The following is a 21,071-nucleotide window of genomic DNA, read 5'->3' on the forward strand; positions in this document are numbered from 1 at the left end:
CCCTCACTTCCGCGGACCCTCCGGCCCAAGGCGGCAACGTTCATGCGCCTGCGAGTGTTGCGCGTCACACCGGGCCGTGTGAAGAGATCTGCACGGATTCCAGGATCGCACCATCCCGAACGCGCCGCCACGCGCCTGCGCGCGCCGGGGTTTCTCGCCCCCTCCGCTCCTGCCCGTCCCATACGTGCGGGCTGCGCCCCCAGATTCCCGCTCAAAAGACTGCGCAGTTCCCCGCGCCCCTGTCAGGGGCGCGGGGAACTGCGCCACAAGCCCACTCCGGGGAGGGGCGGAGGGGGCGAAGTCCTCTCCGGGCCGGCCACCACCGCCGGGGTGTCATTGGGCCGCATGGGTGACTTCGCGGCCCGCACCGTCGTGTCGCCGCCCGCCGGCCGCCCTCCTCCCCTTCAGTGGGCGCATACATCTGATCAACTCCATATACCGCCAAACGTGATCAGAAACCGACCTGCCCCACAGCGGAGCGCCCCCGGAGGTTGCAGTGATGTCCCACGACGGCGTCGGACTGCGCGCGGTGATGCGCTCGGTCGCGTTCCTCACCGCGGGCGCGCTCGCGGTACCCGTCCTCGCCGCGTGCAGCGCGGAGGACGAGGCGGGTCAGCCCGTGGCCGGGCAGGACATCGCGCCCGCGGCCCGTGACCTGGTTGCCGACGGCGGCACCCTGCGCTGGGCCGTGGACGCCGTACCGGAGACGCTCAACACCTTCCAGGCCGACGCCGACGCCGCGACCTCGCGGGTGGCCGGGGCCGTGCTGCCGTCGATGTACCGGCTCGACCGGAACGGGCGGCCGCAGGTCAACCCCGACTACCTGGAGTCCGCGAAGATCGTCGAGACCGAGCCCAAGCAGGTCGTGCTGTACAAGCTCAACCAGCAGGCCGTCTGGAGCGACGGCCGCGAGATCGGCGCCGCCGACTTCGCCGCCCAGTGGCGCGCCCTGTCCGGCAAGGACACCGCGTACTGGACGGCCCGCAACGCCGGCTACGACCGGATCGAGAAGATCGAGCGCGGCAAGAACAACCTGGAGGTCAGGGTCACCTTCAGCCGGCCCTACGCCGACTGGAAGTCGCTGTTCTCACCGCTGTACCCGAAGGACGTCATGGGCACCCCGGACACCTTCAACGACGGGGCGCGAAGGAAGCTGAAGGTCACCGCCGGACCCTTTGCGCTGAAGGAGCTGGACCGCACGGGCGGCCAGGTCCGCCTGACCCGCAACCCGCGCTGGTGGGGCCATCCCACCAAGCTCTCCGAGATCGATCTGATCGCCGTCGCCCGTGATCAGCGGGCTACCGCGCTCGCCGATGACAAGCTCGATCTGGCCGAGATCGACCCCTCCGAGGCCGAACGGATCACGCTCGCCGCCCGCGATCAGGGCAGCACCCCGCTGCAGGGGGGCGACGCCGTGATCACACCGGCGATGGCGCTGCGGTCCTGGGCCCTCGCGCACGGTTCCGACGAGAACGCCGCCTCCGACGAGGCCAGTGCCCGCAAGAAGCTGCGCAAGACGATGGCGAAGGCCGCCGAGCAGCAGTCGGCGCTGCGTCGTTTCGTGGTCCGCAAGTCCCTCGAACCCGCCTACACCCAGCTCGCGCTCAACGGCTCCGAGGGCCCGCTCGCCGACGAGCGGGTCCGCCGTGCCGTGGCCCGCGCCCTCGACCGGCAGGAGCTCGCCCAGGTGGTGCTGAAGCCGCTGGGCCTGCCGGCCGTGCCGGTCGGCAGCCATCTCGCCCTCTCGGGCCAGCAGGCCTATGCCGACAACAGCGGCGCCCTCGGCGGCCAGAACACCGCGGAGGCCCAGGCGCTGCTGACCGACGCCGGGTGGGTGCCCGGCGGGCCGGTCAAGGAACAGAAGAAGACGGAGAAGGCGGCCGGTTCCCAGGGCAAGAAGGCGGACTCCGACGGCACCGGCGACGACGGGGCGTACATCGTCGGCGAGGACGACAAGCCCTCCGACGCCAACGACGGGGCGTACAACGTCGGCGAGGACGACAAGCCCTCCGATGCCGACCGGGAGAAGAAGAAGGACCCCAAGGACCACAGCGAACGGCACCAGCGCCAGCAGTCGGGGGAGTACGCCGACGAGCAGGCCGGCAAGCACCTGGACGGGCAGCGGTACGTCAGAAAGGGCGGGGCGCCGGGGGCGTACGCGCCCAAGGGGACGGCGGCTCCCGCGGGCGCCGCGGCGGGTGTGCTCGCCAAGGACGGCAAGCCGCTCACGCTCCGCTTCGTGCTGCCCTCGGGCCCGGGCTCCGAGTCCCTGCACGCCGTCGCCGACCGCATCTCGCAGATGCTGCAGCGCATCGGTATCCACACCGAGATCTCGAAGGTCTCGGACGACAGCTACTTCAAGGACCACATCGCCTCGGGCCAGTACGACCTGGCGCTGTACTCGTGGCCGGCGTCCGCCTTCCCGGCCACCGACGCCCGCCCCATCTTCGCCAAGCCGGTGCCGGCCGCCGACGGGTCCCTCAGTGTCGAACAGAACTACACCAGGGTCGGCACGGACCAGGTCGATCAGCTCTTCGACCAGGCCATCGCCACGCTGGACGAGGACGAGGAGCGCTCGCTCGTCCGCAAGGCCGACGCCCGCATCTGGGCCGCGGCCGGCTCCATCCCTCTCTACCAGCGCCCCCAGCTCACCGCCGCCCGCACGAACCTCGCCAACACCGGCGCCTTCGGCTTCCAGACCCCGATCTACGAGGACATGGGCTACCTGAAACCCTCCGCGAAGCCTTCGGCCGGCCCCTCACAGAACTAGTGCTGGGGCACTAGGGCCTGGGCTCTCCCCACCGCCGACCGGCTCCCGCTACCGCTGTGCCCACGGTGAGACGGCGGGCGGCGGCGCGAATGCCCCCGGCGGGGACGGCGGCCATGGGCACGCGTGCCCATGGCCGGGACGGCTGCGGTGGGGGTGCGCGGGGCCAGGCCGGGACGGCTGCGGTGGGGGTGCGCGGGGCCGCGGTGCGGGCGGCTGCGGCGGGGCGCAGGGCCCCAGCTCAGGCCGTGGTCATCGCCCTGCGGAGGTCGGGGCTGTCGGGGGCACGTACCATGGGGTAAGGCCGTGGCGTGTTCAGCCCGGCAGGCCCCGCGCAGCGGAGGCCGTCCACTCACCCCGGGAGAAGCGCCTCAATATGGCCACGCGCCACGACATCCGCAACGTCGCCATCGTCGCCCACGTCGACCATGGCAAGACCACCCTGGTCGATGCCATGCTCAAGCAGGCCGGTGCCTTCGCCGCGCACGCCGCCGAGTCGCTCGACGACCGCATGATGGACAGCAATGACCTGGAGCGTGAGAAGGGCATCACGATCCTGGCCAAGAACACGGCCGTGAAGTACCACCCCAAGGATGGCGGCGAGGCCATCACGATCAACATCATCGACACCCCCGGCCACGCCGACTTCGGCGGCGAGGTCGAGCGCGGTCTGTCGATGGTGGACGCGGTCGTCCTCCTCGTCGACGCCTCCGAGGGCCCGCTGCCGCAGACCCGCTTCGTGCTGCGCAAGGCGCTGCAGGCCCGCCTGCCCGTCATCCTGTGCATCAACAAGACGGACCGCCCCGACTCGCGCATCGACGAGGTCGTGAACGAGGCGTACGACCTCTTCCTCGACCTCGACGCCGACGAGGACCAGATCGAGTTCCCGATCGTCTACGCGTGTGCGCGTGACGGCGTGGCCTCGCTGACCAAGCCGGAGGACGGCACCGTCCCGGCCGACAGCGACAGCCTGGAGCCGTTCTTCACCACGATCCTGGAGTCCGTCCCGGCCCCGTCCTACGACGAGACCGCGCCGCTCCAGGCCCACGTCACCAACCTGGACGCCGACAACTTCCTCGGCCGTATCGCGCTCCTCCGCGTCGAGCAGGGTGAGCTCCGCAAGGGCCAGACCGTCACGTGGATCAAGCGCGACGGCACGATGTCCAACGTCCGCATCACCGAGCTGCTGATGACCGAGGCGCTCACCCGCAAGCCCGCCGAGGTGGCGGGCCCCGGTGACATCTGCGCCGTCGCCGGTATCCCGGACATCATGATCGGCGAGACCCTCGCCGACCCCGAGAACCCGATCGCGCTGCCGCTGATCACGGTCGACGAGCCGGCGATCTCCATGACCATCGGTACGAACACCTCGCCGCTGGTCGGCCGTGGTGGCACCGGCAAGGGCGCGGACGCCAAGGCCGCGGTCAAGGACCGCAAGGTCACCGCCCGCCAGGTCAAGGACCGCCTCGACCGCGAGCTGATCGGTAACGTCTCCCTCCGCGTGCTCGACACCGAGCGCCCGGACGCCTGGGAGGTCCAGGGCCGCGGTGAGCTCGCGCTCGCCATCCTGGTCGAGCAGATGCGCCGCGAGGGCTTCGAGCTGACCGTCGGCAAGCCGCAGGTCGTCACCCAGGAGATCGACGGCAAGGTCCACGAGCCGGTCGAGCGCATGACGATCGACGTGCCCGAGGAGCACATGGGCGCGGTCACGCAGCTCATGGGCGTCCGCAAGGGCCGGATGGACAACATGTCCAACCACGGCTCCGGCTGGGTCCGCATGGAGTTCGTCGTCCCGTCCCGCGGTCTCATCGGCTTCCGTACGGAGTTCCTGACCGGCACGCGCGGCACGGGTATCGCCCACTCCATCCACGAGGGCCACGAGCCGTGGTTCGGCACGCTGGCGACCCGTAACAACGGCTCGCTCGTCGCCGACCGCGCCGGCGCTGTCACCGCGTTCGCGATGACGAACCTTCAGGAGCGCGGCGTGCTGTTCACCGACCCCGGCACCGAGGTGTACGAGGGCATGATCGTCGGCGAGAACTCGCGCTCCGACGACATGGACGTGAACATCACCAAGGAGAAGAAGCTCACGAACATGCGGTCGTCCTCGGCCGACTCGTTCGAGGCGATCGTTCCGCCGCGCAAGCTCTCCCTGGAGCAGTCCCTGGAGTTCTGCCGCGACGACGAGTGCGTCGAGGTGACCCCGGAGGCCGTTCGCATCCGCAAGGTCAACCTGGACGGCCGCGAGCGCGCCCGCGCCGCGAGCCGCGCCAAGCACGGCTGATCACGGTCGCCGGTTCGGCTGATCACGGTCGTCCGGTGCGGCTGATTCTCGCCGTCCCGTATGGCTGATCATCGGCAACTGAGCCCGGGTTTCCCCAGGATGGGGGGACCCGGGTTTTTTGCAACCCATTTTCCGGCTCCCCGCTGTCCGAAATGCGGTATCCCCCGCCCGATACGCATGTAACACGTCCGTTTCGCGGGCTTCTCCCTCAGATCATTTTGTCCAGATTTTGGAAGATGTACGCGTCAGCTGTGATGGAACCGAGACCTAAAGGCTGTGGTCGGTTATCTGGCTCATGTCAGATAGTTAGCCGCGTAACGCTCGGGTCAATGGGTCATGCGCTGTGGGGACAGCGCCGACTCACGAGCACAGTGGGGTGTTTGACCCTCCGTCAGGGGTGTCGGAGGTCAGTCAAGGGCCCCTCCTGTCCGTGCACCGGTTGAGTCATGAGGAGGCACCAGATGCCAACTACGCGTGTTCATCTGCGAGTTGTCGCACGCCGCGCCCGTGCGCACAGCGACCGCTAGGCATACGTCTCTCCTGATCCGCATGGTCCGAACCGTGGTCGCCCACACCCTGTGGCGACCGCGGGCTCGGCGTACCCATGAAATGGACGAATCATGACGAGTCCGATCGAGATCGAGGGCGCGGAAGCCTCCACCGAGGTCGACGAGCAGGCCGAGCAGAAGCGTTCCGCCGTGCCGGAGAAGCTGGAGGGCCGATCGCCCGGCCAGCTGATGTGGCGCCGGTTCAAGCGCGACCGCAGCGGTGTCGTCTCCGCGTACATCGTGGTCTTCTTCTTCCTCATCGCCGCCCTCGCTCCGCTGATCTCGAAGCTGTACGGCAAGAATCCGTACACGCTCTACGGGCAGGACGACCCCACGCTCCTGAACGACTTCAACATGCCGGCCGGTCCCAACGGCGGCATCACGTCGGATTTCTGGTTCGGGATCGAACCGACGCTGGGGCGCGATGTGTTCATGCAGCTCCTGTACGGCATGCGCACCTCGCTGTACACGGCGCTCGCGGCGACGGTCGCGATGGTGTTCATGGGGGTGCTGATCGGCCTGGTCGGCGGCTACTTCGGCGGCAAGGTCGACTACTGGCTCGGCCGGCTCACGGACTTCCTGCTCGCCTTCCCGCAGCAGCTGTTCATGATCGCGGCGATGCCGGTGATCACCGCGGTGTTCGTCGCCCCCGACGAGGAGACGCCCACCTACATCCACGCGCTCGCGATCATCGGCGTGCTGTGGTTCCTCGGGTGGATGGGCCTCGCCCGGCTCATCCGGGCGGTCGCACTCTCCCTGCGTGAAAGGGAGTTCGTCGAGGCCGCGAAGGTCGCGGGCGCCTCACCGTGGCGGATCATCCGCAAGGAACTGCTGCCCAACCTCGTCACACCGATCCTGGTGCAGGGCACCTACATGCTGCCCAGCACCATCCTGTCGGTCGCTTTTCTCTCCTTCGTCGGTGTCGGTTACACCGAACCGACCCCCGACTGGGGCCGGATGTTCGCCATCGGGTCGGGCATCTACGAACAGGACCCGGTCTACATGTTCTTCCCGGGTGTCGCCATGGTCGTCTTCGTCGTGGCGTTCAACCTCCTCGGTGACTCGGTCCGGGACGCCTTCGATCCCAAGACGGGCCGCTGACTCCGAGTTCGGGGGTGCCGCTGCCACCCGGGAGCCGGCGACGACCGGCCGTGCACTGCCAAGCAGCACCAGTGGATCACTGATCACAACTCACAGGCAGGTGGACTCGACTCCATGAGCATCCTCAGTTCCCGCAGAGCGCGAACCGCCGTCGTCGCGGTCGCGGCCGGCGCCCTCGCGCTGGCCGGCTGCAGCAGCAGTGACAGCGGCAGTGGCAAGGACAAGAGCAAGAACAAGGAGGAGGCCGCGTCCCAGGCCGCGGCGGTGAAGATGGGCACCGCGGCGGACTCGACGGGTCCCGCCGAAGAGGTCACCGGCGCCAAGCCCGGCGGCACGGTCCAGGTGTACGAGGAGGACGACTTCTCGCACCTCGACCCGGGCCAGATCTACGTCAGCGACGCCGGTCTGCTCTCCAAGCTCATCTTCCGCGGCCTGACCACCTACAAGGAGGACGCCAAGGGCGGCCTCACGGTTGTCGGCGACCTCGCCACCGACCCCGGCAAGATGTCGGACGGCGGCAAGACCTGGACGTACACGCTGAAGGACGGCGTCAAGGACGAGACGGGTCATGTGATCGACTCGGCCGACATCCGCCACACCTTCGAGCGGCTCTACGACCCGTTCATCACGGACGGCCCGTCGTACATCCAGCAGTGGCTGTCCGGTGCCGGCACCACCTACCGCAAGGCGTACGAGGGCCCGTTCAAGGGCAAGCACCTGCCGGACACGGTCCTGGCCACGCCCGACGACAAGACGGTCGTCTTCCACTTCAAGGACGCGCAGCCCGACTTGCCGCAGGCGCTCGCCATGGCCGGTTACTCCGTCGTCCCCGAGAAGACGGACACGAAGGCCAAGTACGACACCAAGCCCGTCGCCGTCGGCCCGTACAAGATCTCGGAGTTCAAGGCCGGCAAGAGCGTGAAGCTGGTCAAGAACACCAACTGGGACCCGAAGTCGGACGCCATGCGTCACCAGTACGTCGACGGCTTCAACATCGACATCAACCACGACGACGAGGACCAGACCAAGACGATCCTCGCCGACCGCGGTGAGGCCAAGAACGCCATCATGATGACCGGTCAGGTCGCCACCACCCAGGTCCAGAAGGTCGTCTCCGACCCCGCGGCGATGAAGCGCACGATCCAGGGCTACGCCCCGTACGTGTGGCAGATGAACTTCAACATGGACCGCATCAAGGACAAGAAGATCCGCGACGCGATCACCTACGCCATGCCGTCCACCGCGGTCTACAAGGCAGACGGCGGCGCGTACGGCGGTGAGGTCGCCAACAGCCTGATGTCGCCCACCACTCCGGGCTACCAGAAGAACTACGACCCCTTCGACCGGAGCAAGCACCCCAACGGTGACATCGCCAAGGCCAAGAAGCTGATCGACGAAGCCGGCGCCAAGGGCAAGAAGATCGTCTATGCCTACGCCAACATCCCGGTCCGCCAGCAGCAGGCCGTCCTCGTCGAGAACGCCCTCACCAAGATCGGCCTCGACGTCCAGAAGAAGGAAGTCGACGCCGCCACCTGGTACGAGCAGATCGGCAAGGTCGACAACGGCTTCGACATCTACATGACCGGCTGGGGCCAGGACTGGTCCTCCGCCAGCACCGTCTTCCCGCCGCTGTATGACGGCACGCAGATCCAGGACGGCGCGTCGAACTACGCGCACATCAACGACGACCACGTGAACTCCGAGATCAAGCGGATCCTGAAGATCACGGACACCGCCGAGGCCACCAAGGCCTGGACCGCCCTCAACCAGTACATCAGTGAGAAGGTCAACCCGGCGTCGCCGATCTACTACACCAAGGTGTTCCAGATCGCCGGCACCAATGTGGGCGGCCTGCGCTACTCCACGGTGACGAGCTACACCGACCCGACCCGGGTCTTCCTCAAGAGCTGACCACCCTCCCGGGGCGCACTCAGCGGAGTGCGCCCCGGGCGCTCCTGTCCCTGGCCGCCGTCCTGAGAGCAGCGTTCCGCCATGCTTCGATTCATCCTTCGCCGGACGTTCGGCGCGATGCTCATCCTCCTGCTGATCAGCGCCTTCACGTTCTTCATGTACTACGCGATCCCCCAGGACCCGGCCACTCTCGCGTGCGGCAAGAACTGCACCCCGGACGCGCTGGCGATCATCCACAAGAACCTGGGACTCGACGACCCGATCCCGGTGCAGTACTGGAAGTTCCTCTCCGGCATCTTCGTCGGGCGGGACTTCGCCGTGGGGCACTGCCCGGCCCCCTGCTTCGGCGTCTCCTTCCGTGACCAGCAGATGGTCTGGTCCACGATCATGGACCGCTTCCCGCTGACGCTGTCGCTCACGATCGGCGGCCTGATCGTCTTCCTCATCGTCGGCCTCGGCACCGGCATGATCGCCGCCCGCTACCGGGGAACCTGGCTGGACAAGGTCTTCAGCTCCATCTCGCTGGTGCTGAGCTCGTTCCAGATCTACTTCCTCGGCCCGATCGTCCTCGGCATCTTCGTCTACAGCACCGGCTGGCTGGACAAGCCCAAGTACGTGCCGTTCAGCGAGAATCCCGCGCAGTGGTTCATGGGCCTGCTGATCCCCTGGGTCGTCATGTCCGTGATCTTCACCGCCAACTACACCCGTATGGCGCGCTCGACGATGATCGAGCAGCTTCAGGAAGAGCATGTGCGCGCGGCCCGCGCGAAGGGCATGACCGGCAGATACGTCTTCTTCCGGTACGCCTGGCGCGGCTCGCTCATCCCGATCCTCACCATCCTCGGCATGGACCTTTCCGCGTTGCTCGGCGGCGCCGTCGTCACCGAGTTCACCTTCGGTCTCGCGGGCATCGGCCGGCTCGCCGTGGAGTCCGTGGTCGGCAAGGACCTGCCGAAACTCATGGGCGTGATGCTCTTCAGCGCCGCGTTCATCCTCCTGCTCAACGTCATCGTGGATGCGTTGTACGCCGTGATCGACCCGCGTGTGCGGCTGTCCTAGTGCTTGAGGAGCCCTCTGAAGTGACCACACTCACCAAGCCCGAGGACGCCCCCGCGCCGGACGGATCCGACGCGTTCCTGTCGGTCCGTGACCTGCATGTGCGGTTCTCCACCGAAGACGGCATCGTCAAGGCGGTCGACGGTCTCTCCTTCGACCTGGAGCGCGGTACGACGCTCGGCATCGTCGGCGAGTCCGGATCGGGGAAGTCCGTCACCAACCTGACCATCCTGGGCCTGCACAATCCGCTGACCACCACGATCGAGGGCGAGATCGTCCTCGACGGCAAGGAACTGATCACCGCCACCGAGGCCGAGCTGGAGAAGCTCCGCGGCAACAAGATGGCGATGATCTTCCAGGACGCGCTGACCGCGCTGTCGCCGTACCACAGCGTGGGGCGGCAGATCGGCGAGCCGTTCCGCAAGCACACCGGGGCCTCCAAGAAGGAGGCGCGCGAGCGGGCCATCGAGATGCTGGAGAAGGTCGGCATCCCGCACGCCCAGCGGCGCGTGGACGACTATCCGCACCAGTTCTCCGGCGGTATGCGTCAGCGCGCGATGATCGCGATGTCCCTGGTCTGCAACCCGGACCTCCTGATCGCCGACGAACCGACGACGGCCCTGGACGTGACCGTCCAGGCGCAGATCCTGGACCTCCTTAAGGACCTCCAGCAGGAGTTCGGCTCCGCGATCATCATGATCACCCACGACCTCGGGGTGGTCGCGAACATGGCGGACGACCTGCTCGTGATGTACGCGGGCCGCGCGGTGGAGCGCGGTACGGTCCGCGAGGTCCTCAAGTCTCCGCAACACCCGTACACCTGGGGCCTGCTGGCGTCCATGCCGCGCCTCTCGGCGGACGTGGACGAGCCGCTGACCCCCATTCCGGGCGCGCCTCCGTCGCTGCTGAACCCGCCCTCGGGGTGCCCGTTCCATCCGCGATGCGCCTTCCGGAGCGAGGTCGAGGGCTCCGACCGGTGCGTCGACGTCCGGCCCGAACTGCCCGAGGGCCGGGGAGCGGCCTGCCATCTGACGCTGGAACAAAAGAGCCGCATCTTCACCGAGACGATTCGGCCCAGGCTGGGCTGAGGGGACTGACTGTGAGCGACGCTGTGAGCGACGAGAAGACCGCGGTCGCGGCCGACACCATCCCCGGTCAGCGGGACGTGGACCCGGCCGAACCGCTGATGCGGGTGCGCGACCTGAAGAAGTACTTCCCGGTGAAGGGAGGCTTCCCGATCAAGCGCACGATCGGCGCGGTGCAGGCCGTGGACGGCGTGTCGTTCGACGTCTTCCCCGGCGAAGCACTGGGTCTGGTCGGCGAGTCGGGCTGCGGCAAGTCCACGACGGGACGACTGCTGACCCGTCTCATGGAGCCCACGCAGGGCACGATCTCGTACCGCGGAAAGGACATCAGCCGCTCCACCCGGCGCCAGCTGTCCCCGATCCGCTCCGAGATCCAGATGATCTTCCAGGATCCGTACGCCTCCCTCAACCCCCGCCAGACGGTGGGCACGATCATCTCCTCGCCGATGGAGATCAACGGCATCAATCCGCCCGGCGGCCGCGAGGCCCGGGTGCGCGAACTGCTGGAGACGGTCGGTCTCAACCCCGAGCACTACAACCGCTTCCCGCACGAGTTCTCCGGCGGTCAGCGCCAACGCATCGGGGTAGCCCGGGCGTTGGCGCTCGCGCCCAAGCTCATCGTGGCCGACGAGCCGGTATCGGCCCTGGACGTCTCCATCCAGGCGCAGGTGGTGAACCTGCTCCAGGAAGTCCAGCGGGAGATGGGCATCGCGTTCGTCTTCATCGCCCACGACCTGGCGGTCGTCCGCCACTTCTCGCAGCGCGTCGCGGTGATGTACCTCGGCAAGATCGTGGAGATCGCGGACCGTACGTCGCTGTACACCGGCCCGCGCCACCCCTACACCCATGCCCTCATGTCGGCCGTTCCCGACGCGGACATCGACGCCGAGAAGAAGGAACGCATCCGCCTGGAGGGCGACGTACCTTCCCCCATCTCCCCGCCCTCCGGCTGCCGCTTCCGTACGCGCTGCTGGAAAGCGCAGGACAAGTGCGCGCAGGAGGAGCCGCCGCTGATCCAGCTGTCGGGCAACGTCGAGGGACATCTGACGGCCTGCCACTTTCCGGAGGACCCGACGATCGAGGCCCGCGCGGAGGACATCGTGCTGGATCCGGCGCTGGCGGCGCTGGAGGGTGACAGCGACGACGACAGGCCCTAGCTGCCGCTGTGGCGGGCGACGGTGATGATCTCGGGGGCGGTGGGTGAGAGCGGCCCCCGCCCCCAGTCGCCGAACTGCTGGTGGACGGCGAGCCCGGCGTCGCCGAGGAACCCGGACAGCGCGTCCGCCCCCAGGAACCGCAGCGTGCTGCGGCTGACCCGCGGCCGCTCCCACCCCGGGCGCTCGAACGTCTCGGTGAACGTCACGCGGTCCCCGGGCACGGGCGTCTCGACCTCGTGCCGGACGCGTACGACATCGCCTTGGGCGTCGCTCACCTCGCGCACACGCTCCGGGGTCCAGGACTCCCAGGCGCGGGCGGCGGGATTACGCGTCTCGAAGACGAACCGGCCGTCGTCGGTGAGGGCTTCCCGGACCGCGGCCAGCGAGGAGCGCAACTCCTCGTCGCCGACGAGCACTTGAAAGGCGTGCCCGGTCATCACGACGAGGTCGAACTCGCGCTCCCAGCGGGAGGAGGCGAGATCCCCGAGCACCCACTCGACGGCGGCCCGGCGCCGCGCCTGCACCAGCATGGCCGCGGCGGGATCGAGCCCGCACAGCCGCCCCCGGTGCCCGGCCTCCCGGGCCCGCCCCAACAGCCGCCCCGTCCCGCACCCGACGTCGAGCACGGACCGCGCGGTCATCACCAGGTCCAGGTAGAAGTCGTCGCTCGGCCCCCACGGATTGAGGGCGTCGTACAGGGCGGCGAGTGAGACGTCACTGAACGATCGGTCAGCCATCGCAGCAGTGTCTCAGTCCGCGGGCTCGGTCGAACCACTGATCGGAAAGGAAATCCCCGCGCGCCCGTGTGGTGTCGCGTAGCGTCGGGCTGGAGCGGTCGCGGTCAACTATCCGGAACAGGTGGGGAGTTGCGGCACAAGGACGACGTCGGGACGGCGACACCCGTCCTGTTCGACGTGGACGGCGTACTGATCGACACAGCGGACGCGCACGCCCGGGTCTGGCGCGCCTGGGCCCGATTGCGCGGCCTGGACCCCGAGACGGTCTGGCGGGTCACGCAGGGCAAGCGCAGAACGGACATCCTCCGTCTCGTGGCCCCGGCCCTGGATCCCGCCGAGGAACACCGGGTCCTGGACCGGCTGATGGCCGCCGAGGAGCCGGGATTCCGCGCCTTCGACGGGGCCGCCGCCCTGCTGCGGGCCCTGCCGTCGCACCGGTGGGCGGTCGTCACCTCCAGCCGTGCTACGCCCACCGCGGCCCGCCTCGCCCGGACCGGGCTCCCCGTGCCCGCGGTGCGCGTCTGCGCCGAGGACGTCGTGGAGGGCAAGCCTTCCCCGGAGGGGTACCTCACCGCCGCCGCACGGCTGGCGGTCGACCCGAGCCGCTGCGTGGTGGTCGAGGACTCGCCCGCCGGCGTCGAGGCGGGCCTCGCCGCCGGCTGCACGGTGTACGCCGTGGCCTCCACACACCGCCTCGCCGAACTCGGCCGCGCCCACGCCTGCTTCCCCTCGCTGCGCGCCGCAGCCCGTGAACTGACCGCCGCACATCCGTCGGAGGAGTGATCCAGCGCATGGCCGAGCCCGATTTCCGTCACAACGCCCCCACCTCCCGGCCTGAGCCGCATCCCACCGGCACCCCGGCCAAGACCGCCTGAGGATCCGAATGGCCCCCAGCTCAGAGGTCTCTGACACGCTGCCCATCGAATGAGCGAGGGGAGCACGGATGCTGCATCACATCGAGCTGTGGGTACCCGAACTGGACCGAGCCGTCCAGGCGTGGGGATGGCTCCTGGAACGGCTCGGCCATACCCCGTACCAGAACTGGCCGGACGGCCGTAGCCGGCGCCAGGGCGAGACGTACCTGGTGGTCGAGCAGTCGCCCGCGCTGACCGGAGACCGCTACGACCGGCTGCGCCCCGGCCTCAACCACCTCGCTTTCCACGTCGCGAGCCGCGCGGAGCTCGACGCGCTGGTCGCGGAGGCACCGGCGTACGGATGGTCGCTACTGTTCGCGGACCGGCACCCGTACGCCGGCGGGCCCGAGCACTGCGCCGCGTATCTGGAGAACGCGGACGGGTTCGAGGTGGAGCTGGTGGCCCGCGTCAGCGGATGATACGGCCGCGCAGCACGATGCGATGGGGATGGCGCAGGGTGCCGAGTTCCAGGCGGGGGTCGGTGTCGTGGACCGTGATGTCGGCGAGGCCCCCTCCGCCAGAGTGATCAGGCCGAGGAAGGTGCGGGCGGTCCAGCTCGCGGCGCCGACCGCGGTCTCGGCCGGCAGTCCGGCGGCCACGAGATGGTCGACCGCGGTGGCGACGTTTCCGAAGGGCGCGGAGTCCGTGCCGCGAGGGCGGTGACACCGGCGTCGTACCCACGCAGGTGAAAGGCCACGGCGTGCCAGTCCGGCCGCGGTGCCGGGGCGTCGGCAACCCCGCACCGGAGGAGGGCACTTAATCGCTCGACATCGCACAGGCGGACGGGGATGCTTCACCCCGATGACTCGAACCGACACGCCGTCCGCCTGGGACGAGCGCACACAGCTGACCACCTTCCTCGACTACGCGCGCGCCACCGCCCACGCCAAGTGCGAGGGGGTCTCCGCGGAGGACGCGATCAAGGCACCGCTGCCAGGATCCCCGCTGATGACTCTGTGCGGACTGATCAGTCACCTGCGCTGGGTCGAGTACTCCTGGTTCCAGGTGGTCTTCCTCGGCGAGGAGGACGAGGGGCCCTGGACGGACGAGGACCCCGACCGCGAGATGCGTATCGCCGTCGACGTCCCGCTGGCCCAACTCCTCGACGAGTACGAGGAACAGGCCGCCCGTTACCGCAAGTTGGTCACCGACCACGATCTGGACGCCAAGGCGCAGCGCCCCATCCGCGACGGCCGGCACGTCGACCTCCGCTGGATCCTCCTCCACCTGATCGAGGAGACGGCCCGCCACAACGGCCACATCGACATCCTGCGCGAACTGGCCGACGGCCGGACCGGGGACTAGCACATGGGAGAGCAAGGGCCGTTGAACCCCTCCATCCGCACGATCACCTTCGACTGCACCGGCGATCCCTACGATCTCGGTCTGTTCTGGAGCGAGTTGCTGGGGCACCCGCTGGCCGACGACGACAAGCCGGGAGATCCGGAGGCGGTGATCCGGGATCCCGCCGGTGGCCCCACGCTGCTCTTCGTGCGCGTGCCCGAGGGCAAGTCGGCCAAGAACCGCATCCACCTCGACCTCCAGCCGCACGGCCGCACACGGGCCGCCGAGGTCGACCGGGCCCTGGCCCTCGGCGCCCGGCAGATCGCGGACCACACCCGCCCCGACGGCGGCGGCTGGGTCCTCCTCGCGGACCCCGAGGGCAACGAATTCTGTGTGGAACGCGGGGAGCTGGGCTAGCGATGGGCGATCTGCGCCTGGAGCGGGTGACTCCCGACAACGTCGACGCCGCCATCGCACTGAAAGTACGGCCCGACCAGGAGCGCTTCGTCTCCCCGGTGGTGAAGTCGCTGGCCGAGGCCTATGTGCACCCCGACAAGGCCTGGCCCCGCCTGATCTACGACGGCGAGGAACCGGTCGGCTTCGTGATGGCCTTCCTCGACATCCGCTTCGACCCCGACGACCCCGAGGACCGCCCCCGTTCCGGCCTCTGGCGCCTGAACATCGCCGACGGCCGCCAGGGCCGAGGCTACGGCCGCTTCGCCGTCGAGTCCGTCTGCGACGAGCTCCGGCGGCGCGGATGTTCCCGTGCCACGGTCACCTGGGCCGAGGGCGAGGGCGGTCCCGAGGAGTTCTATCTGAAGCTCGGGTTCCGTCGTACGGGGGAGACGAGCGGGGACCAGATCGTGGGGGAGCTGGACCTGACCGGGGTCTGAGAACGCCGGGCGCCGGTCGTCCAGCCGCTCGCCACGGGAACGGTGTGGCAGGCCGCGATTCGATGTGCTGCACACGCCAAGGCCCGTGTCCCGCGCACAGTGAGAGCGCGGGACACGGGCCTTCGCTGTCCCCAGGAGCCGGGATCGCCATATGGCTCGGGTCAATGGGCCGACGCTCCGGTCCCGTGTGGCGGCCATCCGACGAATTGGGGTGTGCCGGGCGTGCCGCCGGGGGTCTTACAGAGACTTGCGGGCCGCCGGAACCGCCAGGTCCGCCTTAGTCTCCGGGTAGTGGCACGCCGTCAGGTGGTTCTCACGGTTGCCCTCGACCTGGACCAGCGGAGGGGCCTCCGTCGCGCACTTCTCCGTGGCCTTCCAGCAGCGGGTGCGGAAGCGGCAGCCCGACGGCGGGTTGAGCGGAGAGGGCACGTCACCCTTGAGGAGGATGCGCTCGCGGGCCGGCACCTCGTCCGCGGTGGCCTCGGGAACGGCGGACAGCAGCGCGCGCGTGTAGGGGTGGCGCGGGTTCTCGTACAGGTCCTCGCGGTTGGCGATCTCCACGATCTTGCCGAGGTACATGACCGCGACGCGCTCCGAGAAGTGGCGCACGATCGCGAGGTCGTGGGCGATGAAGACGAATGCGATGCCCAGGTCCCGCTGGAGGTCTTGGAGCAGGTTGACCACCTGCGCCTGGATGGAGACGTCGAGCGCGGAGACCGGCTCGTCCGCGACGATCAGCTTGGGTTCGAGGGCCAGCGCGCGGGCCACGCCGATGCGCTGGCGCTGGCCACCGGAGAACTCGTGCGGGAAGCGGTTGTAGTGCTCGGGGTTGAGACCGACCGTCTCCAGGAGCTCGCGTACGCGCTTCTCCTGGCCGCCGGGCGGGTTGATCCCGTTGATCTCCATCGGGCCCGAGATGATCTTGCCGACCGTCTGGCGCGGGTTCAGCGACGCGTACGGGTCCTGGAAGATCATCTGGATCTCGGAGCGGACCGGCGCCAGCTGCTTGCGGTTGGCGTGTGTGATGTCCTGGCCGCGGTAGGTGATCTTGCCGCCGGTGGGCTCCAGGAGGCGAGTGATCAGCCGGCCCGTCGTGGACTTGCCGCAGCCGGACTCACCGACCAGACCCAGGCTCTCGCCCTCGGCGACCTGGAAGTCGAGTCCGTCCACGGCCTGGACCGCGCCGATCTTCCGCTTGAAGGGGAAGCCTCCCATCACCGGGAAGTGCTTGGTCAGTCCGGTGACGTCCAGGAGGGGGTTCGTGTTGCTCATGATCGTGAAATCCCGTCTCAGTTACGTCAGTGCGACCGCGTCGCGGCGTAGTCGGCGAAGAACTCGCGGCGCTGGTCCGCCGTGAGGTGACAGGCGGCACCGCGCCCGTCCGTGATCTTGAGCAGCGGCTGCTCGGTGGAGCAGAGGCCGCCCTCGATCTTCTCCGTGAAGGTGCACCGCGGGTGGAAGCGGCAGCCCGTCGGCGGGTTCAGCAGCGACGGCGGCGCACCGGGGATCGGGTTCAGCGGTACGTCGACCGGTCCGTCCAGGCTCGGCATCGAGCCCAACAGGCCCCAGGTGTAGGGGTGCTGCGGCTCGCGCAGCACCTCCTTCTTGGTGCCGCGCTCCACGCACCGGCCGCCGTACATCACCAGTACGTCGTCCGCGATGTCGGCGATGACACCGAGGTCGTGGGTGATGAAGATGATCGCCGTGCCGAACTCCTGCTGGAGGTCCTTGAGCAGGTCCATGATCTGGGCCTGGACCGTCACGTCGAGCGCCGTCGTCGGCTCGTCGGCGATCAACAGCTCCGGGTCGCAGACCAGCGCCATCGCGATCATCGCGCGCTGGCGCATACCGCCGGAGAACTGGTGCGGGTAGTCGTCCACGCGGACGTCCGGCTGCGGGATGCCGACGCGCTTGAGCATCTCGATCGACCGCTCCCGGGCCTCCTTCTTGGAGGCGCCGGTGTGCTTGCGGTACGTCTCGCCGATCTGCTTGCCGATGGTGTGGTACGGCGACAGCGAGGCCAGCGCGTCCTGGAAGATCATCGACATCTTGTTGCCGCGCAGCTGCTCGAGCTCCCGCTCGGAGGCGGTCAGCAACTCCTTGCCGTCGAGCAGGATCTCGCCGTCGATGGCGGTGCGGTCGCGGTCGTGCAGGCCCAGGATCGTCAGGTTCGTGACGGACTTGCCCGAGCCCGACTCGCCCACGATGCCGAGCGTCTTGCCCTTGGCCAGGTCGAAGGTGAGACCGTCGACGGCCTTGACGACGCCGTCTTCGGTGGAGAAGTGAACCTTCAGATCCCTGACGGACAGGAAGGGCTGCTGATCGGTGCTCGTCACGGGGACGCTCCTGAGGGGGGTGATGCCGGGGGTAGCTGTCGGGGGCGGGGTGCCCGGGGTCAGGCGAGCCGGATCCGCGGGTCGATGAAGGCGTAGACGGCGTCGACGATGATGTTGAAGAACACGATCGCACCGGCCGACAGGACGGTGACGCCGAGCAGCATGGGCAGGTCGCTCTTGTTCACGGAGTCCACCGCGAGGCGGCCGATGCCCTGGATGCTGAAGGTCGACTCGGTGATGATCGCGCCACCGATCAGCGTGCCCAGGTCGATACCGAAGACCGTGACGATCGGACCCATCGCGCCGCGCCAGGCGAACCGGAAGAAGACGTTCGCACGGGACAGGCCCTTGGCACGGGCGGTGCGGACGTAGTCCTCGCTGAGCTGTTCGACGAGCTGGGAGCGGGTCATACGGGTGTAGTTGGCGGTGAAGATGATCGCCAGGGTCAGCCAGGGCAGCAGCAGCCCGGAGAACCAGGCGGCCGGGTCGTCGGTGAACGGCGTGTACGACGGCTGCGCGAACAGGCCCAGCTTCGAGACCAGGAAGAACATCGCCACGTAGCCGACGAAGTAGATCTGCAGCGAGGAGCCGAACAGCGAGGCCGAGCTGGCGAACTTGTCCAGGAACTTGCCCTGCTTGAGGGCGGCCAGCATGCCCGCGCCGACACCGAAGATCAGGAAGACGATGGCCGCGCCGAACGCGAGCGAGAGGGTCGTCGGCAGGCGGTCCATGATCGTGCCGAGGACGGGCTCCCGGTTGGCGAAGGAGTAGCCGAGGCAGGGGGCGTTGCAGTTCCCGAAGCCGGCGTAGTCCCGCCCGACGAAGACACCCTTGAGCCATTCCCAGTACTGCACCGGGATCGGGTGGTCGATGCCCAGGTTGCGCCGGATCTGCGCGAGCATGTCGGGCGTGCAGTTCTTGCCGCAGGACATCATCGCCGGGTCACGCGGGATGGCGTAGAAGAGACCGAATGTGATGGCGCTGATGATCAGCAGGATGACCAGTGCGCCGAGGACTCGGCGGACGAGGAAGCGGGACATGGGGGCGTGACTTTCCGGACGGGGCGCCGTCGCCGGGGGCGTGATGAGGGGAGTGCCGGAGGGGGCGGCCGGGCGAACGGCCACCCCCGGGGGCCCGGGGCCGGACGCCCGTCTTCCGCCCGGGGGCGGAATCGGCGGCGTCCGGCGTGAGGACCCGGGTCGTACGGCTTACTTCATGGCGTACAGCTTGCAGAGCGCGACGCAGGTGTTGCCGCTGTCGTACACGACGTTGCCGACCTTGGAGCCGTGCATCCAGTTGCGGATGGAGTGGTAGTCCGGGACCACCGCGGCCAGCTCCATGATCTGGCGGTCGACGTTGCCCCAGGCCTTGTTCGCCGCCGCGGTGTCCGTGATCTTGGCAGCCGCGTCGATGGCCTTGTTGACGCTCGGGTCGTTGAGCTGGGCGTAGTTGCTGCGGCCGTCGCCGATGTTCTTGCCGCTCCAGCAGGGGAAGAAGACCGAGTAGCCGTTCGGCCAGTCCGGGCTCCAGCCCGCGGCGAACAGGTCGAAGTCGTTGTCGACCTTGCCGATCTGGGTGTAGAAGGTCGACTTGTCGACCTGCTTGTTGACGACCTTGAAGCCGGCCGCCTCCAGGGCGTTCTTGATCGCGACGGCGGACTTCACCGAGTTGTCCGAGGACTGGTAGGCGATGACCAGCTTCTGGCCGACCTTTCCGGCCTCCTTCAGCAGCGCCTTGGCCTTGGCCGCGTCGCCGCCGGGCTTCTTGGTCACGCCGTACAGGTCGAACTTCTGGTAGCCCGGGGTCACCGGCGAGAGGATCGTGGTGGCCAGCTCGCTGGTGGAGGCGCCGCCGCGGATCGTCTGCAGCTGCTGGTGCGGCCAGGCCCAGTTGATGGCCTGACGGACCTTGACGTCCTTGATGCGGGTCATGTTGATCGGCCAGTAGTAGGTGACCGTGTCGACCTCGGTGAGGACGCGCTGCTTGAGCTTGGCGTTGGTGAGGACCTGGGCGATGCGCTCGGGGGCGACCTCGTTGAAGATCGACATCGCGTACTGGTCCTTGCCCGAGTCCGCGATGTAGCGGTCGGTCGAGGCCAGCAGCTCGAAGCCGAACTGGAAGACGTACTGGTCTGGGTAGTTGTTACGGATCGAGTCGGTCTTCGGGTCCCAGTGCTCGTTGCGCACGTAGGTCAGCGACTTGCCGACGGAGCGGCTGCCGATCTTGTACGGGCCGCAGGAGAACGGACGCTTGTCGTACTTCTCCTTGGTGTCGTGCTTCTTGTTCACCAGGGAGTAGCCACGCATGGCGAGCGTGAAGTTGAAGTCGGTGCGCGCCTCGGTGAGGCGGAACGTGATGGTCTTGCCGTCGACCTCGATGGAGTCGAGCTTCTTGCCGTCGTAGGGGCCCTTGTACTTGTCGCCGCCGACCAGCCACTGCTGGACGTAGCGGGGACCCTCGGTGATGAAGGAGGCGAAGAGGCGCTCGAAGGTGTGGCGGAGGTCGTCCTCGGAGATGTCCGAGCCGTCCTCCCACTTCAGACCGTCCTTCAGGGTGAAGGTCCAGGTCTTGCCGCCGTCCTTCATGGTGCCCGCGTCCGTGGCCGCGTCGCCGACCAGGGTGGCGCCGCCCTTGTCGTCGATCTTGTAGCCGGTGAGGCCACGCAGGATCGGGACGGTGATGGCGCCCTCGGTCGAGACGTAGATCTGCGCCGGGTCCATGTGGTCCATGTCGAACTGGTCGAGCGAGTAGATCGTCCCGCCCTTGACCGCTCCCTTGACCTCCGGCGCGGGGCCGGTGGAGTCGGCCTTCGTGCCGACCGGGATCTCCTGGGTCTTCGAGCCGCTGACCGAGGGGACCTTGCTCTTCGACTTGCTGTCGCTGCCGCTGCCGCCGCAGGCGGTCAGCACCGACGACGAGGCCGCGACCACGCCGGTGGCGATCAGGAAGTTTCTACGGGAGAAAGACATGGGTGAGCCTGCCTTATAGGGACGATCGG

At 68.4% G+C, this 21,071-nt stretch carries 17 protein-coding genes; 12 read left to right on the forward strand and 5 right to left on the reverse strand.

Features of this window, described 5'->3' with window-relative positions; genetic code table 11:
* Positions 1–499: 499 nt before the first annotated feature.
* The 7 genes from ACIBK0_RS31205 to ACIBK0_RS31235 all read left to right on the forward strand — a co-directional run bounded on the left by ACIBK0_RS31205 (position 500) and on the right by ACIBK0_RS31235 (position 11,909).
* Positions 500–2,770 carry an ABC transporter family substrate-binding protein gene (locus ACIBK0_RS31205; protein WP_399087279.1) on the forward strand — a complete coding sequence of 757 codons (2,271 nt, stop codon included), beginning with the start codon at positions 500–502 and terminating at the stop codon, positions 2,768–2,770.
* Between the two features lie 373 nt (positions 2,771–3,143).
* A complete protein-coding gene (typA, locus tag ACIBK0_RS31210) occupies positions 3,144–5,051 on the forward strand; it encodes a translational GTPase TypA (RefSeq protein WP_399087281.1) in 1,908 nt (635 codons plus the stop codon).
* 620 nt (positions 5,052–5,671) lie between these two features.
* Positions 5,672–6,700, forward strand: coding sequence for an ABC transporter permease (locus tag ACIBK0_RS31215; RefSeq protein ID WP_399087283.1), 1,029 nt, complete (start codon positions 5,672–5,674; stop codon positions 6,698–6,700).
* A 114-nt stretch (positions 6,701–6,814) separates the two neighbouring features.
* Positions 6,815–8,611, forward strand: a complete 1,797-nt coding sequence (locus ACIBK0_RS31220; RefSeq protein WP_399087285.1) for an ABC transporter substrate-binding protein — start codon at positions 6,815–6,817, stop codon at positions 8,609–8,611.
* Positions 8,612–8,692: 81 nt separating this feature from the next.
* Entirely contained in the window at positions 8,693–9,670 is a 978-nt protein-coding gene (locus ACIBK0_RS31225; RefSeq protein WP_399087287.1) for an ABC transporter permease, read from the forward strand.
* A 20-nt stretch (positions 9,671–9,690) separates the two neighbouring features.
* Complete coding sequence (locus ACIBK0_RS31230; RefSeq protein ID WP_399087289.1) at positions 9,691–10,755, forward strand: ABC transporter ATP-binding protein; 1,065 nt, start codon at positions 9,691–9,693, stop codon at positions 10,753–10,755.
* 98 nt (positions 10,756–10,853) lie between these two features.
* Entirely contained in the window at positions 10,854–11,909 is a 1,056-nt protein-coding gene (locus ACIBK0_RS31235; RefSeq protein ID WP_399087500.1) for an ABC transporter ATP-binding protein, read from the forward strand.
* Here ACIBK0_RS31235 and ACIBK0_RS31240 read toward each other — a convergent pair.
* Positions 11,906–12,646 carry a class I SAM-dependent DNA methyltransferase gene (locus ACIBK0_RS31240; RefSeq protein WP_399087291.1) on the reverse strand — a complete coding sequence of 247 codons (741 nt, stop codon included), beginning with the start codon at positions 12,644–12,646 and terminating at the stop codon, positions 11,906–11,908. The genes ACIBK0_RS31235 and ACIBK0_RS31240 overlap by 4 nt on opposite strands.
* A gap of 129 nt (positions 12,647–12,775) precedes the next feature.
* Here ACIBK0_RS31240 and ACIBK0_RS31245 point away from each other — a divergent pair, with 129 nt between their 5' ends.
* The 5 genes from ACIBK0_RS31245 to ACIBK0_RS31265 all read left to right on the forward strand — a co-directional run bounded on the left by ACIBK0_RS31245 (position 12,776) and on the right by ACIBK0_RS31265 (position 15,737).
* On the forward strand, positions 12,776–13,429 hold the full coding sequence (locus tag ACIBK0_RS31245) for an HAD family hydrolase (RefSeq protein ID WP_399087293.1): 654 nt from the start codon (positions 12,776–12,778) through the stop codon (positions 13,427–13,429).
* A gap of 160 nt (positions 13,430–13,589) precedes the next feature.
* The gene (locus ACIBK0_RS31250; protein WP_399087296.1) at positions 13,590–13,979 is read left to right on the forward strand and encodes a VOC family protein; all 390 of its coding nucleotides are present in this window, start codon (positions 13,590–13,592) and stop codon (positions 13,977–13,979) included.
* A 382-nt stretch (positions 13,980–14,361) separates the two neighbouring features.
* Entirely contained in the window at positions 14,362–14,865 is a 504-nt protein-coding gene (locus ACIBK0_RS31255; RefSeq protein ID WP_399087298.1) for a DinB family protein, read from the forward strand.
* Positions 14,866–14,868: 3 nt separating this feature from the next.
* Positions 14,869–15,261, forward strand: a complete 393-nt coding sequence (locus ACIBK0_RS31260) for a VOC family protein (RefSeq protein ID WP_399087300.1) — start codon at positions 14,869–14,871, stop codon at positions 15,259–15,261.
* Between the two features lie 2 nt (positions 15,262–15,263).
* Positions 15,264–15,737, forward strand: coding sequence for a GNAT family N-acetyltransferase (locus ACIBK0_RS31265; protein ID WP_399087302.1), 474 nt, complete (start codon positions 15,264–15,266; stop codon positions 15,735–15,737).
* 237 nt (positions 15,738–15,974) lie between these two features.
* Here the strand turns inward: ACIBK0_RS31265 and ACIBK0_RS31270 are convergent, their stop codons facing one another.
* The 4 genes from ACIBK0_RS31270 to ACIBK0_RS31285 form a co-directional block, all read right to left on the reverse strand.
* The gene (locus tag ACIBK0_RS31270; protein ID WP_399087304.1) at positions 15,975–17,009 is read right to left on the reverse strand and encodes an ABC transporter ATP-binding protein; all 1,035 of its coding nucleotides are present in this window, start codon (positions 17,007–17,009) and stop codon (positions 15,975–15,977) included.
* 26 nt (positions 17,010–17,035) lie between these two features.
* Positions 17,036–18,073: an ABC transporter ATP-binding protein gene (locus ACIBK0_RS31275; RefSeq protein WP_399087306.1), complete on the reverse strand. Its 1,038-nt coding sequence runs from the start codon at positions 18,071–18,073 to the stop codon at positions 17,036–17,038.
* A gap of 59 nt (positions 18,074–18,132) precedes the next feature.
* A complete protein-coding gene (locus ACIBK0_RS31280; RefSeq protein WP_399087308.1) occupies positions 18,133–19,113 on the reverse strand; it encodes an ABC transporter permease in 981 nt (326 codons plus the stop codon).
* Between the two features lie 168 nt (positions 19,114–19,281).
* Positions 19,282–21,042, reverse strand: a complete 1,761-nt coding sequence (locus ACIBK0_RS31285; protein ID WP_399087310.1) for an ABC transporter substrate-binding protein — start codon at positions 21,040–21,042, stop codon at positions 19,282–19,284.
* Between the last annotated feature and the right edge of the window lie 29 nt (positions 21,043–21,071).

Origin of the sequence: Streptomyces sp. NPDC050564 (genome assembly GCF_044457265.1) — a bacterium.
GTDB lineage: Bacteria > Actinomycetota > Actinomycetes > Streptomycetales > Streptomycetaceae > Streptomyces.

Excerpts from the sequence above, each read along its gene's own strand:
- ACIBK0_RS31240 (WP_399087291.1), bottom strand. The coding sequence starts at position 12,646 with ATGGCTGACCGATCGTTCAGTGACGTCTCACTCGCCGCCCTGTACGAC.
- ACIBK0_RS31255 (WP_399087298.1), top strand. The coding sequence starts at position 14,362 with ATGACTCGAACCGACACGCCGTCCGCCTGGGACGAGCGCACACAGCTG.
- ACIBK0_RS31205 (WP_399087279.1), top strand. The coding sequence starts at position 500 with ATGTCCCACGACGGCGTCGGACTGCGCGCGGTGATGCGCTCGGTCGCG.
- typA (WP_399087281.1), top strand. The coding sequence starts at position 3,144 with ATGGCCACGCGCCACGACATCCGCAACGTCGCCATCGTCGCCCACGTC.
- ACIBK0_RS31265 (WP_399087302.1), top strand. The coding sequence starts at position 15,264 with ATGGGCGATCTGCGCCTGGAGCGGGTGACTCCCGACAACGTCGACGCC.
- ACIBK0_RS31260 (WP_399087300.1), top strand. The coding sequence starts at position 14,869 with ATGGGAGAGCAAGGGCCGTTGAACCCCTCCATCCGCACGATCACCTTC.
- ACIBK0_RS31220 (WP_399087285.1), top strand. The coding sequence starts at position 6,815 with ATGAGCATCCTCAGTTCCCGCAGAGCGCGAACCGCCGTCGTCGCGGTC.
- ACIBK0_RS31250 (WP_399087296.1), top strand. The coding sequence starts at position 13,590 with ATGCTGCATCACATCGAGCTGTGGGTACCCGAACTGGACCGAGCCGTC.
- ACIBK0_RS31280 (WP_399087308.1), bottom strand. The coding sequence starts at position 19,113 with ATGTCCCGCTTCCTCGTCCGCCGAGTCCTCGGCGCACTGGTCATCCTG.
- ACIBK0_RS31225 (WP_399087287.1), top strand. The coding sequence starts at position 8,693 with ATGCTTCGATTCATCCTTCGCCGGACGTTCGGCGCGATGCTCATCCTC.
- ACIBK0_RS31285 (WP_399087310.1), bottom strand. The coding sequence starts at position 21,042 with ATGTCTTTCTCCCGTAGAAACTTCCTGATCGCCACCGGCGTGGTCGCG.
- ACIBK0_RS31215 (WP_399087283.1), top strand. The coding sequence starts at position 5,672 with ATGACGAGTCCGATCGAGATCGAGGGCGCGGAAGCCTCCACCGAGGTC.
- ACIBK0_RS31270 (WP_399087304.1), bottom strand. The coding sequence starts at position 17,009 with ATGAGCAACACGAACCCCCTCCTGGACGTCACCGGACTGACCAAGCAC.
- ACIBK0_RS31235 (WP_399087500.1), top strand. The coding sequence starts at position 10,854 with ATGCGGGTGCGCGACCTGAAGAAGTACTTCCCGGTGAAGGGAGGCTTC.